At 61.6% G+C, this 14,125-nt stretch carries 19 protein-coding genes; 3 read left to right on the top strand and 16 right to left on the bottom strand.

What is annotated here, in order from left to right; translation table 11 throughout:
* Positions 1-50: 50 nt before the first annotated feature.
* The 5 genes from BLW66_RS09415 to BLW66_RS09395 form a co-directional block, all read right to left on the bottom strand.
* Entirely contained in the window at positions 51-341 is a 291-nt protein-coding gene (locus BLW66_RS09415) for a PAAR domain-containing protein (protein WP_089946892.1), read from the bottom strand.
* 14 nt (positions 342-355) lie between these two features.
* Complete coding sequence (locus tag BLW66_RS09410; RefSeq protein WP_089946891.1) at positions 356-796, bottom strand: hypothetical protein; 441 nt, start codon at positions 794-796, stop codon at positions 356-358.
* Between the two features lie 62 nt (positions 797-858).
* Positions 859-1,689, bottom strand: a complete 831-nt coding sequence (locus tag BLW66_RS09405; protein WP_089946890.1) for a trypsin-like serine peptidase — start codon at positions 1,687-1,689, stop codon at positions 859-861.
* 40 nt (positions 1,690-1,729) lie between these two features.
* Entirely contained in the window at positions 1,730-2,392 is a 663-nt protein-coding gene (locus BLW66_RS09400; RefSeq protein WP_089946889.1) for an SDR family NAD(P)-dependent oxidoreductase, read from the bottom strand.
* 13 nt (positions 2,393-2,405) lie between these two features.
* Positions 2,406-2,858, bottom strand: coding sequence for a DUF1284 domain-containing protein (locus BLW66_RS09395; protein WP_089946888.1), 453 nt, complete (start codon positions 2,856-2,858; stop codon positions 2,406-2,408).
* 107 nt (positions 2,859-2,965) lie between these two features.
* On the opposite strand from BLW66_RS09395, the gene BLW66_RS09390 reads away from it, so the two are divergent.
* Positions 2,966-3,550 (top strand): biotin transporter BioY, encoded by a 585-nt coding sequence (locus BLW66_RS09390; protein ID WP_089946887.1) that lies wholly within the window; start codon positions 2,966-2,968, stop codon positions 3,548-3,550.
* Between the two features lie 314 nt (positions 3,551-3,864).
* Here BLW66_RS09390 and purF read toward each other — a convergent pair whose 3' ends face one another.
* A complete protein-coding gene (gene purF / locus BLW66_RS09385; RefSeq protein WP_089947086.1) occupies positions 3,865-5,352 on the bottom strand; it encodes an amidophosphoribosyltransferase in 1,488 nt (495 codons plus the stop codon).
* Between the two features lie 117 nt (positions 5,353-5,469).
* Here purF and BLW66_RS09380 point away from each other — a divergent pair, with 117 nt between their 5' ends.
* Positions 5,470-6,006, top strand: a complete 537-nt coding sequence (locus tag BLW66_RS09380) for an rRNA large subunit pseudouridine synthase E (RefSeq protein ID WP_089946886.1) — start codon at positions 5,470-5,472, stop codon at positions 6,004-6,006.
* Positions 5,999-6,700 carry an SGNH/GDSL hydrolase family protein gene (locus tag BLW66_RS09375; RefSeq protein WP_089946885.1) on the top strand — a complete coding sequence of 234 codons (702 nt, stop codon included), beginning with the start codon at positions 5,999-6,001 and terminating at the stop codon, positions 6,698-6,700. The genes BLW66_RS09380 and BLW66_RS09375 overlap by 8 nt, the downstream gene beginning before the upstream one ends.
* 1 nt (position 6,701) lies before the next feature.
* Here BLW66_RS09375 and BLW66_RS09370 read toward each other — a convergent pair whose 3' ends face one another.
* The 10 genes from BLW66_RS09370 to BLW66_RS09325 all read right to left on the bottom strand — a co-directional run bounded on the left by BLW66_RS09370 (position 6,702) and on the right by BLW66_RS09325 (position 14,080).
* Complete coding sequence (locus BLW66_RS09370; RefSeq protein ID WP_089946884.1) at positions 6,702-7,754, bottom strand: fatty acid desaturase; 1,053 nt, start codon at positions 7,752-7,754, stop codon at positions 6,702-6,704.
* 84 nt (positions 7,755-7,838) lie between these two features.
* Entirely contained in the window at positions 7,839-8,411 is a 573-nt protein-coding gene (locus BLW66_RS09365; RefSeq protein WP_089946883.1) for a CvpA family protein, read from the bottom strand.
* A 12-nt stretch (positions 8,412-8,423) separates the two neighbouring features.
* On the bottom strand, positions 8,424-9,797 hold the full coding sequence (gene radA, locus BLW66_RS09360; RefSeq protein WP_089946882.1) for a DNA repair protein RadA: 1,374 nt from the start codon (positions 9,795-9,797) through the stop codon (positions 8,424-8,426).
* Positions 9,798-9,812: 15 nt separating this feature from the next.
* A complete protein-coding gene (locus BLW66_RS09355; protein WP_089946881.1) occupies positions 9,813-10,148 on the bottom strand; it encodes a hypothetical protein in 336 nt (111 codons plus the stop codon).
* Between the two features lie 79 nt (positions 10,149-10,227).
* Positions 10,228-10,656 carry a paraquat-inducible protein A gene (locus BLW66_RS09350; protein ID WP_089946880.1) on the bottom strand — a complete coding sequence of 143 codons (429 nt, stop codon included), beginning with the start codon at positions 10,654-10,656 and terminating at the stop codon, positions 10,228-10,230.
* A 47-nt stretch (positions 10,657-10,703) separates the two neighbouring features.
* Positions 10,704-11,483: a DNA repair protein gene (locus BLW66_RS09345; protein ID WP_089946879.1), complete on the bottom strand. Its 780-nt coding sequence runs from the start codon at positions 11,481-11,483 to the stop codon at positions 10,704-10,706.
* A 173-nt stretch (positions 11,484-11,656) separates the two neighbouring features.
* Positions 11,657-12,115: a hypothetical protein gene (locus BLW66_RS09340; protein ID WP_139254556.1), complete on the bottom strand. Its 459-nt coding sequence runs from the start codon at positions 12,113-12,115 to the stop codon at positions 11,657-11,659.
* Positions 12,112-12,570, bottom strand: coding sequence for a T6SS effector amidase Tae4 family protein (locus BLW66_RS09335; RefSeq protein ID WP_089946877.1), 459 nt, complete (start codon positions 12,568-12,570; stop codon positions 12,112-12,114). The genes BLW66_RS09340 and BLW66_RS09335 overlap by 4 nt, the downstream gene beginning before the upstream one ends.
* An 86-nt stretch (positions 12,571-12,656) precedes the next feature.
* A complete protein-coding gene (locus tag BLW66_RS09330) occupies positions 12,657-13,403 on the bottom strand; it encodes an ABC transporter ATP-binding protein (protein ID WP_089946876.1) in 747 nt (248 codons plus the stop codon).
* Positions 13,400-14,080, bottom strand: a complete 681-nt coding sequence (locus tag BLW66_RS09325) for an MlaE family ABC transporter permease (RefSeq protein WP_394198608.1) — start codon at positions 14,078-14,080, stop codon at positions 13,400-13,402. The genes BLW66_RS09330 and BLW66_RS09325 overlap by 4 nt, the downstream gene beginning before the upstream one ends.
* Between the last annotated feature and the right edge of the window lie 45 nt (positions 14,081-14,125).

Raw genomic sequence — 14,125 nt, 5'->3', positions numbered from 1 at the left:
GAAACTCTGACTACAAATCCTTGTAAAAGGATTTGCCGCCGCGTTTGAATTTAGTCGAAAATTACCGTCGGAAAGCCGACCACGATTTTGCCGCCATGGGCGGTGGCGTCGCCCATGCGGGCGGCGGGCTTGTTGTTGATCATCACCTTGGAGGACCCTTGGGTAATCGTATCGGGGGGGCCAACACACACGCACATGTCGCCGACAACGGCGGCTGGCACATTACCGATCAACACATTGGGGGCGCAGGGGCCGGAAATAGGGCCGCCGACATGCGGCTTCGGGCCGGGATCGATCATGGGGCAGACGTGATTGTCACCAAGACGGGCTGCTGGGGGCATATCCGGATCTCCTCCTAATTGATGCGGATCATCGCGCCGCGCACGATGGTTTCGCCGTCGGAGATAAGCGTCGATTCCTCGCCGCTGCCGCCAGTGAACGTTTTGGTGGCGTCTGCTTTGATGTCCGTCGCGTTCAAACGCAGCGTCTCGGCGGCAGCTGTCGTCACATTCTTGTCGGCCACGATGGTCACGTCGCCACCGCTATTGATGGTAACACCCTCTTGGCCGGACAGGTTCAGCTGGCCCATGGAGTTCACCGACAAGGACTGATGCGCGTTGATGCGCAGGTTGTCTTGGTCGGGGGTGATCACCAGATCGGGGGTGGTGGAGGGCGCTTTGGCCTCCCTTGGGTCCTCAATATGCACAACCAGCCCGCCGGGTGTCGTAATGACAAGGCGTCCTTGGGATTGGTCATAGCTGATATCGAGCGGTGTTTTGGTGCTCTGATCGGTCATAATACATCTCCTACAATACGCGTATCAAAGCAGAAAACATTGCGCGCATAAAGGGGAAAGGTTCACTTGCCGATCTGTGGCAGGCGCGAGGTGATGACGCCCGTGCCGCGTGTGGCCCCGCCGACTTTAACGAATTTCGATTTGGCGTTGGAGGTGTTTAACTGGTGAATCAAACGGTCCACGGACGGCCCCATCGCCACGCCGAGCGCCACCTTGCGCGACCCGCGCGTGCCCGTGGAAGACATAACAGACGCGATTTGCGCGCCTTGATGGGTCATCACAAAGACCGGTGCGCCCGAGGAGCCGAAATCGATATCGCAGGTGTAGTGCAGCACATCGGCGGCGGCGTGGGTCATTTTGCAGCCATCCTCCAGCGCAGGCACCTCGGTGCGGCCGCGCGCGTAGGACACCACCATTACGCGGTCATTGGCGGAGGGCTTTCTGTGCGTGCGAAAGGGCCGGATGGCGGCGTTGTTGATCGGGTGTTCCAACTCGATCACCGCGACATCGGTGGCGATTTCGGCGTAGCTGTTGGTGCCGCCGCCGTAGTCGTAATCGGGGTGCACGCGAAAGCGTTTGCCGCGGCGGGTGGCGGCGGCGCGACCTTGGCGGTAGCCCGCGCGAAAGGTGATTTGCTGCGCGTCGCGCAATGCTCCGGTGCGTTTGTCGTAGACGCAATGCGCGGCCGTCAGCACCAGTTTGGGCGAGATCAGCGCGCCGGTGCAAAATCCGGACCGCCCCAATTCAAGACGCCCGACCGCCTGCCAAGGGAGCACCTCGGACGGGGTATCCAATGCCTGATGCGGCGTGGCGTCTTTGGCTTGCGCGGGTAAGTGAGCCGTGAGCAAAGCCATGGATAACGCCAGTAGGCGGGGAAGGGAGCGCGCTGTCATGAGGCCAGAGTTAGGCGCTCATTTTGGCAGGATTACGGCCTCAGAGCGGCAATTGGTCGAGCAGGCGCGCGGCCTCTGCGTGGCAGTCGGCAAGCGTGCTGCGGTCCTCGCCGGGGTAGAAGCGCCCGCGGGTCGCGGTTGGCATGGGGGCGGGGGTTAGCACATGGATGCTCAGGCCCGATTTCGCGGTCTCGTCACGCCAGCTGGCGGCCATGCGCATTTGCGCGGCTTTGCTGAGACCATAAGCCCCGTGGAACTTATCTGCCTGCTCCGGATCATCGAAAAGCACCGCGTGACCCGCCTCGGCGGCTTTCAGCAGTGGCGTGGTGTTCAGGATTAACCGTGCGGTGGCGCGGACGTTGGTGGCCAGGGTTTTATCAAGGTCTTTGGCGTCGACATGTTCCATCGGCGCCAGCGGCGCGGCGTGGATGGCGGCGTGGACCAGCAGGTCCACATGGCCCCAACGGGTGTGGATGGAGTGGCAGATCTGCGCCATGGCGTCGTCATCGTTGATGTCGACGGGCACCAAAGTTGCGCTGCCGCCTTCAGCGGTGATGCGGTCGTCCAGCTCTTCCAGCCCGCCCACGGTGCGCGCCAGTGCGATCACATGGTATCCACGACGGCCAAGGTTTTCGGCCATTGCGGCCCCAAGGCCGCGCGACGCGCCGGTGACCAGCGCAATTTTTGAAGGTTGATCTGTCATGGGGCCTCTCGTGTCACTGTGGTGCGTCGGGATCAAGGGGGATGTTGGGTTCCGCGTCACGCAGCCGCGCCACGGCGGCGGCGCACATGCCGTACTCGAGCCATCCGCAGCCCTCGCAAATCTGGCTCAAGTCTTCGGGGGCCACACGGCTTTTAACCCGCTCCAATGCGTCCCCCCATGTGATCTGGTCGCCGTCTTTCAGGCCCAGTGCGGCGGCATGGGCCGCGTCAAGCGCGTCAATTCTGGCTTGGGAGGTGCAGCCCGTGCCGCGCCGTTTGGGGCAGGGGCCGCAAATGTCGTCGGCTTGCACCGTGACTTGCAGTATTTCGGCGTCGCCCGCAGGCGCGCGCAACCGGCCCACGACGATATCCGCCATGTTAGCGATAAAGGCGTCTGAGTAGCCTTTATTCTCAAAGCCGAGCGAGCAGAGGAAGTGATGGGGGCGGTAGCGGATCGGGGTTGTCATAGGGGGCTATGTTTCACCGAGAGCCTTGTTTTTCAAGCGTTGATTGCTTGACAAACGATGCTGCGCTGCCGAAAACAGGGCAAAGAATTAACGCTGAAGGAACAGCCATGACTCTGACACAAGCCACATTCGGTACCGACACGCTTTTGAAGAAAGCCCTGCTGGTTCTTGGCGGCTCCGCCTTGATCGCGGTTGCGGCGCAAATCTCCGTGCCCTTTTTCCCCGTCCCGTTGACCATGCAAACGCTGGCCATCTTGTTTGTGGGCCTGTCGTTCGGCTCCCGCTTGGGCGCTGCGACTGTGATCGCCTACCTTGTTGAAGGCGCGGCTGGCTTGCCAGTCTTCGCGAACGGCGGCTTCGGTCTGCTGCCATTGGTTGGCCCGACGGCTGGCTTCCTGTTCGGCTTCGTGCTGATGGCCTATGTGGCCGGTCTGGTGTCCGAGCGCTCCAAGAACGTCTTTGCAATGGCAGGCGGCGCGCTGCTGGCCTCCGCAGTTTTGTACATCCCAGGCGTTGCTTGGCCGATGTTCGGCGCAGAGCTGTTCGCGGTTGAAGGCAAATGGGTTGGCTCCTCCGCATCGTCGATCTGGACATATTGGGTAAGCCCGTTCCTGCTGGGTGATGCGGTTAAATCCGTGATTGCGGCCCTGCTGGTTGCTGGCGGCATGAAGGCCCTGACCAAGAAAGCCTAAGCGTTTGGCGGGGTCATCCCCGCCTTACAACACGATTTCAAGCGCCGCTCCCTATGCTGGGGGCGGCGTTTTTTGTTTGTCTCATCGGTAAATAAAAGAGGCGGCCGCCATGAAAAGCTATGTGGTCGCACGACACCAAGACAACGCTGGCGCATCTGGCAAGGGGGTCACCCTTGCCGCCTAAGTCACCGGTGACGGTGCGATGCTTGGACGGGTTGATAGGCCGCCAAGCGTGCTGTCACTGTTTTCAGTCTGGATCCGAGGACGGGGTTTAAACCGAATGCGTTAAGGCGGGGTAGCTGCGGCGTGCGCTGCTACTCCGCTGCTTTCAGCTCGAACCCCTGATTGATCTGGTCGGACGGCTTCACAGGGTAGTCGCCCGAGAAACACGCATCGCAGTATTGCGGCGACTTGGGGTCGCGGCCATTGGCCTGACCCACGGCGCGGTAAAGGCCGTCGAGCGAGATGAACTTGAGGCTATCAACACCCAAGTGATCGCGCATTTCGTCCTCCGACATGGTCGCTGCCAGCAGTTTTTCACGCTGCGGGGTGTCCACGCCGTAAAAGCAGGGCCACGCAGTCGGGGGCGACGCAATGCGGAAGTGAACTTCGGCAGCACCGGCATCAAGGATCATTTCCTTGATCTTGCGTGATGTGGTGCCGCGCACGACGCTATCGTCCACCAAGATCACCCGCTTGCCTTTGATCAGCGCGCGGTTGACGTTCAGCTTCAGGCGCACACCCATGTTGCGGATCTGCTCTGTCGGCTCAATAAACGTGCGGCCCATATATTGGTTGCGGATGATGCCCATCGCGTAGGGGATGCCGCTCTCCAGGCTGTATCCAATGGCGGCGGGGGTGCCGGAATCCGGCACAGGGCAGACCAGATCGGCCTCCACAGGGTTTTCCTTGGCCAACTCGCGGCCGATGTTTTCGCGGGTCTCATAAACAGAACGCCCGCCAAGGATCGAATCCGGGCGGGAGAAATAGACATGCTCAAAGATGCAGAACCGTGATTTGGCGGGGCGGAACGGATAATGGCTGGCGACCCCGTCCTTGGTGATCACCACCATCTCGCCCGGTTCGATTTCACGCACGAATTCGGCACCGATGATATCAAGCGCGCATGTCTCTGACGATAGCGCATAGCCGTCACCGACCTTGCCCAGCACCAGCGGGCGCACGCCCAGCGGGTCACGCACACCGATCAGTTTGGTGCGGGTCATGGCAACGACGGAGAACGCTCCCTCAACCTTGCGCAGGGCTTCTTCCATGCGGTCAGGGATGGTGCGGCCCATGGAGCGGGCCATCAGGTGGATGATACATTCGCTGTCGGAGGAGCTTTGGAAGATCGAGCCGCGCTCCACCAGTTCCTTGCGCAGGGCAAGGGCGTTGGTGATGTTGCCGTTATGCGCGATGGCCGCGCCACCCAGCGAGAAGTCGCCGTAGAAGGGCTGCACGTCACGGATCGCGGTCTGGCCCTTGTTGCCAGCAGTGGAGTAGCGCACGTGCCCGATCGACAGATCGCCGGGCAGGGTTTCCATCACCTTGTGGGACGTGAAGTTGTCACGGACGTAGCCAAAGCGGCGGGCCTGCTGGAAGCCGGCCTCCGCGTCGTAGGAGACGATGCCGCCTGCCTCTTGGCCACGGTGTTGCAGGGCGTGCAATCCGAGTGCCACAAAATTGGCAGCATCGGACGTTCCGATTACGCCAAACACGCCGCATTCTTCTTTGAGTTTATCATCGTCAAATGGGTTGGTGAGCCAAGGCTCAGGACTTTGGTCAAGGTCCGCTTGCGTCATTTGGGGCCGCTCCGAATCCGCGATACAGGAATATGACACTGGATAGGGGGTTTGTTCTGGGAAGTCACGGGCCATTGCCCCGTTGCGAGCGGAAGGGCCGCGTGGCATGACTTGGGCATGTCTCGTACCATCCTTTTCAACAAACCCCACGGGGTTTTGTCGCAATTCACCGACGGTCAGGCCCGTGCCACGCTGTCCGACTTCATTGACGTGCCCAAGGTTTATGCCGCGGGGCGGCTGGACCGCGACAGCGAGGGGCTGCTGGTTCTAACGGACGACGGCAAGCTGCAAGCCAAGATCGCGCACCCGAAGTACAAGGCAGAGAAAACCTACATGGTGCAGGTGGAGGGGGAGCCGGACGCGTCCGCGCTGGCCGCGCTGCGCGGGGGCGTGGTGCTCAAGGACGGGCGCACGCGTCCCGCCAAGGTCGAAGCCGTGGCACAGCCCGCGTGGCTGTGGCCCCGCGACCCGCCCGTGCGGGTACGCAAGACGGTGCCGGACAGCTGGCTCAAGATCGCCATCACCGAGGGGCGCAACCGTCAGGTGCGCCGGATGTGCGCCGCCGTGGGCCACCCGTGCCTGCGGCTGATCCGCGTGCAAATAGGGGCGTGGACGCTAGACGGCATCGACCCCGGCACATGGCGCGATGCGTGACGCGGCCCTAAAGCTGGCGCTGCTGCCGGTTTTGGCGCTGCAAGGGTGGCGGGCGCGCAAAGTGGCGCAGGTGCTGCCGGAGCCGGACGGCCCAAGGGCGGGGACTGTGGGGCAGGGGCCGGACCTGCGGCTGCTTATCGTCGGTGACAGCTCCGCCGCTGGGGTGGGGGTTGGCCATCAACGCGATGCCTTGGCAGGGCAACTGACACGGGTTCTGGCAGATACTCGCACCGTCACGTGGCGCCTGAACGGCGTCAGCGGCGCGACGACGGTGCAAACGCTCGGGCGGATCAAGGCGGAGGAGACGGGGCCGTTTGATGTCGCCGTCGTGGCGCTTGGGGTCAATGATATCACCAAAGGCGCATTTCTGCGGCCATGGTTGCGGGCGCAACGCGCGCTATGCGCGGAGCTGCAAGGGCGGCTTGGTTGCCGCTATGTGCTCGTCTCGGGATTGCCGCCGATGGCATCGTTCTGGCTGCTGCCGAACCCGCTGCGGTGGGTGCTGGCGGCGCAGGCGCGCCGTTGGGACCGCGCGTTGCATCATATGCTGGAGGGGATGGAAGGGTGTTATCACGTGAAGGCGGCGGAGCATCTTGCGCCCGATCAGATGGCCAAGGACGGGTTTCACCCGTCTGCCGAGACCTACACAATGTGGGCGGACGCGATCTTGAAACAGATGCGTCCGCTTTTGTAGTTTACTTCGCCGAAGAGAACATCTTGTGGACGTCGCGGAACGACATCAGGCGGCGGCTCTTCTCGTCCCAGAGTTGCAGGCCGACGGTCTTGATGCTTTCGCTGATCGACATGCGGTTGGCTTCTGCCAACTGGCGGTGATCGCGAAGAACCTCCGGCAGGCGGTAGAACGGGATACGCGAATACAGGTGGTGCACGTGGTGGATGCCGATGTTGGCAGAGAACCACGCCAGAACAGGTGGCAACACGTAGTGGGAGGAGCCGTGCAAAGCGGCCTCGTGAACCTGCCATTCTTCTTTGTGGTCCCAATGCGTTTCTTCGAACTGGTGCTGCACGTAGAACAGCCACACGCCCAGAACCGCCGCCATCATGGTGGACGGGATGAAGACCAACAGCAGGGGCATGATGCCGCCGAACCAGACGATAACGCCCAAGATCAGCGCGATGCCGACATTAGTACCCATCGCGGACAGCCAGTATTTCGCGCCCTTGGTCATGTAGCCGATTGGCAAACGCTGCTCGAAGAAGAACACATAGGCGGGGCCAACAAGGAACAGGGTCACAGGGTTGCGGTAGAGGCGGTATTTAAAGCGGCCCCATGCGGAGCGGGCCTTGTATTCTTCCACGGTCAGCGTGTCGATGTCGCCAAAGCCGCGCGCGTCAAGGTTGCCTGCAGCGCCGTGGTGGATGGCGTGGCTGCGGCGCCAGACGTCATATGGGGTGATGGTCAGGATGCCCAAGGCGCGGCCAACCCAGTCGCTTAGGGTGGAGTTGGAAAAGAAGGAGCCGTGCCCGCAGTCATGCTGGATGCAGAAGATACGGACCAAGAACAACCCGTTCACCAAGGCAAGGGCCACCGCCAGCCAATAGCTAACCGACAGCATCGCCCATGCAGCGGCCCAGATGCCAAGGAACGGCAGCAAGGTGACGGCCAGTTCAAAGCCGGATCGCGCGGGGTTGGGGTCGCGGTACTTCGCGAGATGGCGGATCCACACCTTTGCGGGTGCATCTGCGGGAAGGGTCAACGCCTCTGGCGCTACTCGGTCTTGGAACATACTGCTCTGTCCGTCTCTCTGGGGGCGGTTCCCACTAGCGATATAGCACTAGGTAGTTAACGCAAGTTTATTGATGGAAAGTGGCTATGCGTCAGATTGCCCTGCGGGCGCCGTGCAATGGCTGATCAGGTCTTCGTAGGTTCCGACGATCCAGCCTGGTGCGTCGGTGGGGATCACATCGTCCACGCCGTCCGACATCTGCGCCACAACCTTGGCTGTGCGCGAATCGTCGACCATCGGGATGGCCTGATCTGCGACCACGCGGTCGTAGATCACGAAGGCCACGATCACCAGCAACGCGCCGCGCGCCACGCCGAACAAGAAGCCCAAGCCCTGATCCAACCCGCCAAGAACGGAGCGTTGCACCGCGCCGGACAGGATCGGTGTGAAGATCGACACGATGACCAGCGCCACGGCAAAGACCAGCGCGAAGGCGGTGATCGTGGCGGGCTCGCAGCCCTCGATCAGGGTGTTGAGGTAGGGAATTTCTTTTGCAAGCGGAACGGCTTGCGGGGCAAAGATGAAGGCCACGACGGCGGCAGCAACCCAGCCAACGATGGACAAAATCTCGCGCACCATGCCGCGCGAATAGGCGAGGATCGCCGAGATAACGATGACCCCAGCGGCGACGCCATCAACAATCGTAAAACCTTCCATCTCGTCTCTCTCCTAGGGCGCCGGATCGGTGCCGAATAGTTCCTGCACGAATGTCGCCAAGTCTGGCATCGTGCGCAGTGTCATTCCGTCCACCCGAGGCAGCTTTTTCTGCTCGGGACCAATGGCGGAGGTAAACCCCAGTTTGGAGGCCTCTTTCAACCGGTTTTCGGCCTGCGTGACCTGCCTTAACGCACCAGACAGGCTAATTTCACCAAAAACCACTGATTCCGCGGGTAAAGATATGTCCTCACGGGCGGAAAGTAGCGCGGCGGCAACAGCCAGATCGGCGGCGGGTTCGTTCACACGCATGCCGCCCGCGACGTTCAAATAGACATCCAGCCCCGCGAAAGGCACGCCGCAGCGTGATTCCAACACCGCCAGAATGGTCGCCAGCCGCTGGCTATCAAGCCCCACCACCGTGCGCCGCGCCTGCGGGTTGGGGGAGGGCGATACGAGCGCTTGGATTTCGGTCAGCACGGGGCGCGAGCCCTCGATGCCGGAAAACACCACCGAGCCGGGGGCGGGTTTGTCGCGGTCGCTCAGAAACAGCGCGGAGGGGTTGGTGACCTCGGCCAAGCCGCGACCTGTCATCTCGAACACGCCGATTTCGTCGGCGGGGCCGAAGCGGTTCTTGACCGCACGCAGCACGCGGAACTGGTGCCCGCGTTCCCCTTCGAAATAAAGAACCGTGTCGACCATATGCTCCACCACTCGCGGGCCGGCCAACGCGCCCTCCTTGGTGACATGGCCCACAAGGATAATCGCGGTGCCGGTGCGCTTGGCAAAACTTACCAACTCATGGGAGGCGGCGCGGACCTGCGACACGGAGCCGGGGGCGCTGTCGACCTGATCGGACCACATGGTTTGAATGGAATCGATGATCACCAGCTTCGGGCGCTCTTTGTCCAAGGTGGTGAGGATGTCGCGCAAATTGGTCTCGGCGGCCAAGCGCACGGGGCTTTGGGACAGCTTCAGACGGGCCGCACGCATGCGAATTTGCTCGGCGGATTCCTCGCCGGACACATAGATCACATGCATCCCGTTGCGCGCGAACCGTGCGGCGACTTGCAACAAAAGCGTGGATTTGCCGATGCCGGGGTCACCGCCCACCAAGATGGCGGAGGCCTCCACAAGTCCGCCGCCTAAAACGCGGTCCATTTCGGCGACGCCCGACGCGGTGCGTGCGGGCGGGTCGTCCTTGGCGTTCAGGTCCGACAGCTCCAACGCCTTGCCCCGCATGGCGCCCAAGGATTTCTTGCCGGGGCCGGTGGTGAGCGGGGCTTCCTCAATGATGGAGTTCCACGCCTGACAGGCGTCACATTGGCCGGACCATTTGAAATGGGCGGCGCCGCATTCGGTGCATTTGTGCGTGGGTTGTTTTGCCATGACGGGTGTTTTCGCTCAGGCGGCGGCAGTGGGCAAGTTGGAACTGACAAATAATAGGTAAATGACTGTCAAAGCCATCGCGAGCTGAACCGCTGGCAATAGTTTGGACCACCGCGGGTCTGCCCAGATGGCGATGGGGGCCAGCAGCAGGTTGAGGGCCGTGCCAAGGAGAAACAACGCGTCGCTTCGTAGGGAGACAGCCGCCATGAACGCCAATGTGCCCAAGCACAGCCCAACGGCGTTCCACCGCAAAAGGCCTGTTGTGGTTACGGCGCGGTAGACCTGCCAAAGCAGGGCGCAGAAAATCAGCGCAGCGATCGCAATGCCGGACAGGATGGCTAGGAACGGCATGGTGCTACCTCGCAGCTTGGATGAGACCGAAAAACGTTAAACAGGCCGCAATGATATAAGCGAGAGACAGCAACCTCCATCATTTGCGCGCACTCATGAGTGACATGCCCAGCGAGGCGATGACGCAAGCGGTGAACAGGTATAGCCCCCATCCGGTTTCCACCCGCCCCACGCCAACGCCCTTCGCCAGCACGATGTAGAGCGCGATCAGGAAAATATCGGCCATCGCCAGCTTGCCCATCAGCGTGATGGCAGGCAACAGGCGCGGGGAGGCAAGGCGGAAGTGGATCAGCGCCAGCCCCACGGTTTTCAGGTAGGGTGCTACCAGCGCGAAGAAGGTGACGGCCAACGCCAGCAGCACATCCTTGGCCCAGAGCGTCTGGATGCCGGTCAGCACGGAGATTTCAGACAGAGAGAAGAACGGCAGCAACCCCGCCTTCAGCAAGGGCGCGGCCCACGCGATGGGGAACAGCACCAGAAGCGACAGGTTTGCGATCTTCAAAAACATAGGCGCACTCAACCGCGCTTTGCCGTGAACCTCAAGCGGTCAAAGGCTCAGATGGCGTTCTTCTCGGAGGTTTTGGGTTTCGGCAAGGGCACCACGTTCTCTGGCTCCGGCGCGTCGGCCATCTCGTAACCGATGAGTGGCAGGATTTCGGCCAGATCAGCCTCAAGACGTTGCATCTGCGCAGTGACGACGCTGTCCTCCACATTCACCTGTTGCGACCAACGCTTGAGGTCGGCGCAGGTCTGCTGGGCGAGGGCGATCTGTTCGCGGTAGTCTTCGATTTCGCGCTGGCGTTGACGCAGGAAGGTGCGGGCGCGCTCTACCTTCTCGTCGGAGTAGATTTTGGCGAGGTCACGGGATTCGTGGCTCATCTGCGCCGCAACCTCCAAAACGGAGGATTCCAGCGTGTGCAGGTCAGGGTGGTCGCGCATATGCATGATCCGCTCGCGCACGGAATCGAATTCCGACGAGAGGGAGAACAGCTCCTCTTTGTCGGCCTTATGGGCGGCAAGATAGGCGCGGGCGACGTCCTCCATCGACATGTGGAAGCTGCGGTGGGACTTCTCCAGCTCCAGGATGCGGCGGTTGGATGGCAGGTAAAAGCAGAGCGATACGGCCAAGGCCGCGAGGAAAAGCTGGGTGATCATCCCCGCGTAGGGCACGACGGTTTCGCCGTAGCTGGCAGTGAAGCTGAGCCAAGGGGCCAAGCCCACGGCGGCGGCCAGCGTGGCGCCGATCACAACACATGAGAAGAGAACCACAGCCACGAGGGCCACACGTTGAAAAAACTGCTGGAGTTGCAGCCAAGTCTGGTTTGCGCCAGTCATCTCAGACACCCCCCAAAGGTACTGGTTAAATAAAGGTAAATTTATAGTAGCGGAAAGCCGCCGATTGACCACGGGGAATTTTGTCCAAAATATGGCATGCTTTCAGAGGCATGCCGCAAAATCTTGATGTATGTGGTGGATTGTTCCCGCGCGGGAAACGATCCAGTGCTTAGTTAGTCCAGCTGGTCAATCAGATCGGTGAAGTAGAGATCGTCCATCCCAAGGTGGTGGCAAAACAGATAAGGCTCCAGCGCGGCGGCCCCGAGGGTGACGCGCTGCCCGTCGATGATCACGGGCTGGCCGGACAGGGCGCAAAGCTGCTCTGGCTGGGCGCCGCTTTTGGAATCAATGGCCGCTGCGGCGACGGGTGGCCCCGCGACGATTGCGATCTGTTTTACGGGGTGCTGCGTGTCGATTTGCGCCTCAGCCCCATCACGACTGAGGAAACCGCAAGGGGCAGGGATCGCCAGAAACAACGCGGGCTGGGTGCCGTCAAGCGACAGGGCGCAGCGCCCGTCTACGTCCATCAGGCTGTAGCTTTGCCCGTAGGCTTCGGCGGTCGTGACCAAGGCGTCCGCTTGCGCGGCGCTGGCACTTAGGGTCAGGGCGATAGCGGCAGCGACAGCTCTCATGTCATTTTCCAAAACCATACCTGCGTCCCCTTACTTCTATAGGTTGCGGCCCCGCCCTTGAGCGCCAGCGACGTGCCATTGAACACGTCGATGTGGTCGGTCTGGTCCCAGCCGTTCATGATGAACACAACGCCGTTGTTGTTCTTGAAGGTGTCAATGTTGTCGTTGATGCTGCCGGTCATCACTTTGCAGGTGACATGCGCGCCAAGCAGGGTGGGCTGCTCTTTCAAAACGTTTGCCAACTGCTGCGCCGCGCGGATGTGTCCAGGGGCGTGGTCTTTGAAGCGGTTGCGGTTGTAGCCGACACAGGTGCGCAAGCCCTTCATGGGGATTTTCACGCCGCTTTTGGTCAGCGCATCGCCCATGCGCATGGCGCATTGGTTGCGGAAAATGGCGGCGTCGCACACGTTGGTGCGCGCAGGGTGGTTGTCCCACAGGGTTTGAAATGTTGGCACGACGGGAATCCTTCGACAAAAATATATTGTTTAATGCCGGAAGGTTATGCTGTATTTTGCGGGCTGGTCAATGGCGTAAATGGGGCCTAGCGCACGGCCTCGATCGGGCCGTCCGCGCTGCCGGAAATGAACTGCGCCACGTAGGGGTCACCGGAGTTGTCCAGATCGGCCACAGGGCCTGTCCACTGGATGACGCCGTCGTGCAGCATCGCCACCTTATCGGCAATGGCACGCACCGAGGACATGTCGTGGGTGATGGTCATGGCGGTCGCGCCCATCTCCACCACTATCTCGCGGATCAGGTCGTTGATGACGCCGGACATGATCGGGTCGAGGCCGGTTGTGGGCTCGTCAAAGAAGATGATTTCCGGCTCTGCGGCGATGGCGCGGGCCAGCCCCACGCGCTTTTGCATGCCGCCCGACAGCTCTGCCGGAAAGCGGTCCGCGACATCGGGTTTCAGGCCCACGCGGCGCAGTTTCTCCACCGCAATAGCGCGGGCTTCCTCGGCGGGGCGCTTTAGGGAGCCGCGCATCAGGCGGAAGGCCACGTTTTGCCAGACGGGCAGGCTGTCGAACAATGCGCCGCCTTGGAACAGCATGCCAAACCGCGCCAGAAAGGCGTCTTTGTCGCCGCTGCGCGCGTCCTTGCCGTCGACCAGAATGGTGCCGCTGTCGGGCGTCACCAGCCCCAGCACCGACTTCAGCGCAATCGATTTGCCCGTGCCGGAGCCGCCGATGATCACCATGCTTTCGCCCTTGGGGATATGCAGGTTGACCCCGCGCAGAACGCGGTTGTCGCCAAAGGCTTTGTGGACGTTTTCCAAGCGGATCATGATGTAAAGAAAATCCCCGTCAGAATGAAGTTTGCCGCAAGGATCAGCACTGCTGCGGCCTCCACGGAGCCTTTGGTGGCTTTGCCCACCCCCATTGCCCCTCGACCGGAGTTCATGCCGTAGTAGCAGCCCATCAGCGTGGCGATGCCGCCGTTGACGGCGCCCTTGGCAAGCGACGTCATGATGTCGGAGGTCTCCAAGAAGTCGGCGGTGTTCTGCAGGTAGGTGGCGGAGTTAAAGTCCAGCGTGCCCACCGCCACGGCCCAGCCGCCCATGATGCCGATGATGTTGCCGACGGCGACCAGCGCGGGGACCACGATGATGCCTGCCAGCACGCGGGGCACGGTGAGGTATTTCATCGGGTGGGTCGACAGCGTCACAAGCGCGTCGATCTGCTCCGTCACCTTCATGGTGGCGATTTCCGCCGCGATGGAGGAGGTCACGCGCGCGGCGATCATCAGACCGACCATAACGGGGCCAAGTTCGCGCACGATGCCGATGGCGACGATCTGTGGCACCACGGCCTCCGCGCTGAAGCGCGCGCCGCCTGCGTAGATTTGCAACGCCAAGGCGCCACCGGTGAACAGCGTCGTCAGCCCGATAACGGGCAACGAAAAGTAGCCGACATTCATCAGCGCCGCGCCGAATTCCTTGAGATAGAACGGCGGGCGGATCATGTGGGCGAAGGTCTGTCCAGTAAAAATCGCCAAACGGCCCAACGC

The sequence above is a fragment of the Litoreibacter albidus genome, from assembly GCF_900107015.1.
Taxonomy (GTDB): domain Bacteria; phylum Pseudomonadota; class Alphaproteobacteria; order Rhodobacterales; family Rhodobacteraceae; genus Litoreibacter; species Litoreibacter albidus.
The sequence above is the reverse complement of the archived record's forward strand: the minus strand, read 5'-3'. Positions and strand labels throughout refer to the sequence as shown.

Bases quoted from the DNA above. Each gene is read 5' to 3' on its own strand.
- BLW66_RS09415 (WP_089946892.1), bottom strand. From the start codon at position 341: ATGCCCCCAGCAGCCCGTCTTGGTGACAATCACGTCTGCCCCATGATC.
- BLW66_RS09410 (WP_089946891.1), bottom strand. From the start codon at position 796: ATGACCGATCAGAGCACCAAAACACCGCTCGATATCAGCTATGACCAA.
- BLW66_RS09405 (WP_089946890.1), bottom strand. From the start codon at position 1,689: ATGACAGCGCGCTCCCTTCCCCGCCTACTGGCGTTATCCATGGCTTTG.
- BLW66_RS09400 (WP_089946889.1), bottom strand. From the start codon at position 2,392: ATGACAGATCAACCTTCAAAAATTGCGCTGGTCACCGGCGCGTCGCGC.
- BLW66_RS09395 (WP_089946888.1), bottom strand. From the start codon at position 2,858: ATGACAACCCCGATCCGCTACCGCCCCCATCACTTCCTCTGCTCGCTC.
- BLW66_RS09390 (WP_089946887.1), top strand. From the start codon at position 2,966: ATGACTCTGACACAAGCCACATTCGGTACCGACACGCTTTTGAAGAAA.
- purF (WP_089947086.1), bottom strand. From the start codon at position 5,352: ATGACGCAAGCGGACCTTGACCAAAGTCCTGAGCCTTGGCTCACCAAC.
- BLW66_RS09380 (WP_089946886.1), top strand. From the start codon at position 5,470: ATGTCTCGTACCATCCTTTTCAACAAACCCCACGGGGTTTTGTCGCAA.
- BLW66_RS09375 (WP_089946885.1), top strand. From the start codon at position 5,999: ATGCGTGACGCGGCCCTAAAGCTGGCGCTGCTGCCGGTTTTGGCGCTG.
- BLW66_RS09370 (WP_089946884.1), bottom strand. From the start codon at position 7,754: ATGTTCCAAGACCGAGTAGCGCCAGAGGCGTTGACCCTTCCCGCAGAT.
- BLW66_RS09365 (WP_089946883.1), bottom strand. From the start codon at position 8,411: ATGGAAGGTTTTACGATTGTTGATGGCGTCGCCGCTGGGGTCATCGTT.
- radA (WP_089946882.1), bottom strand. From the start codon at position 9,797: ATGGCAAAACAACCCACGCACAAATGCACCGAATGCGGCGCCGCCCAT.
- BLW66_RS09355 (WP_089946881.1), bottom strand. From the start codon at position 10,148: ATGCCGTTCCTAGCCATCCTGTCCGGCATTGCGATCGCTGCGCTGATT.
- BLW66_RS09350 (WP_089946880.1), bottom strand. From the start codon at position 10,656: ATGTTTTTGAAGATCGCAAACCTGTCGCTTCTGGTGCTGTTCCCCATC.
- BLW66_RS09345 (WP_089946879.1), bottom strand. From the start codon at position 11,483: ATGACTGGCGCAAACCAGACTTGGCTGCAACTCCAGCAGTTTTTTCAA.
- BLW66_RS09340 (WP_139254556.1), bottom strand. From the start codon at position 12,115: ATGAGAGCTGTCGCTGCCGCTATCGCCCTGACCCTAAGTGCCAGCGCC.
- BLW66_RS09330 (WP_089946876.1), bottom strand. From the start codon at position 13,403: ATGATCCGCTTGGAAAACGTCCACAAAGCCTTTGGCGACAACCGCGTT.
- BLW66_RS09325 (WP_394198608.1), bottom strand. From the start codon at position 14,080: ATGATCCGCCCGCCGTTCTATCTCAAGGAATTCGGCGCGGCGCTGATG.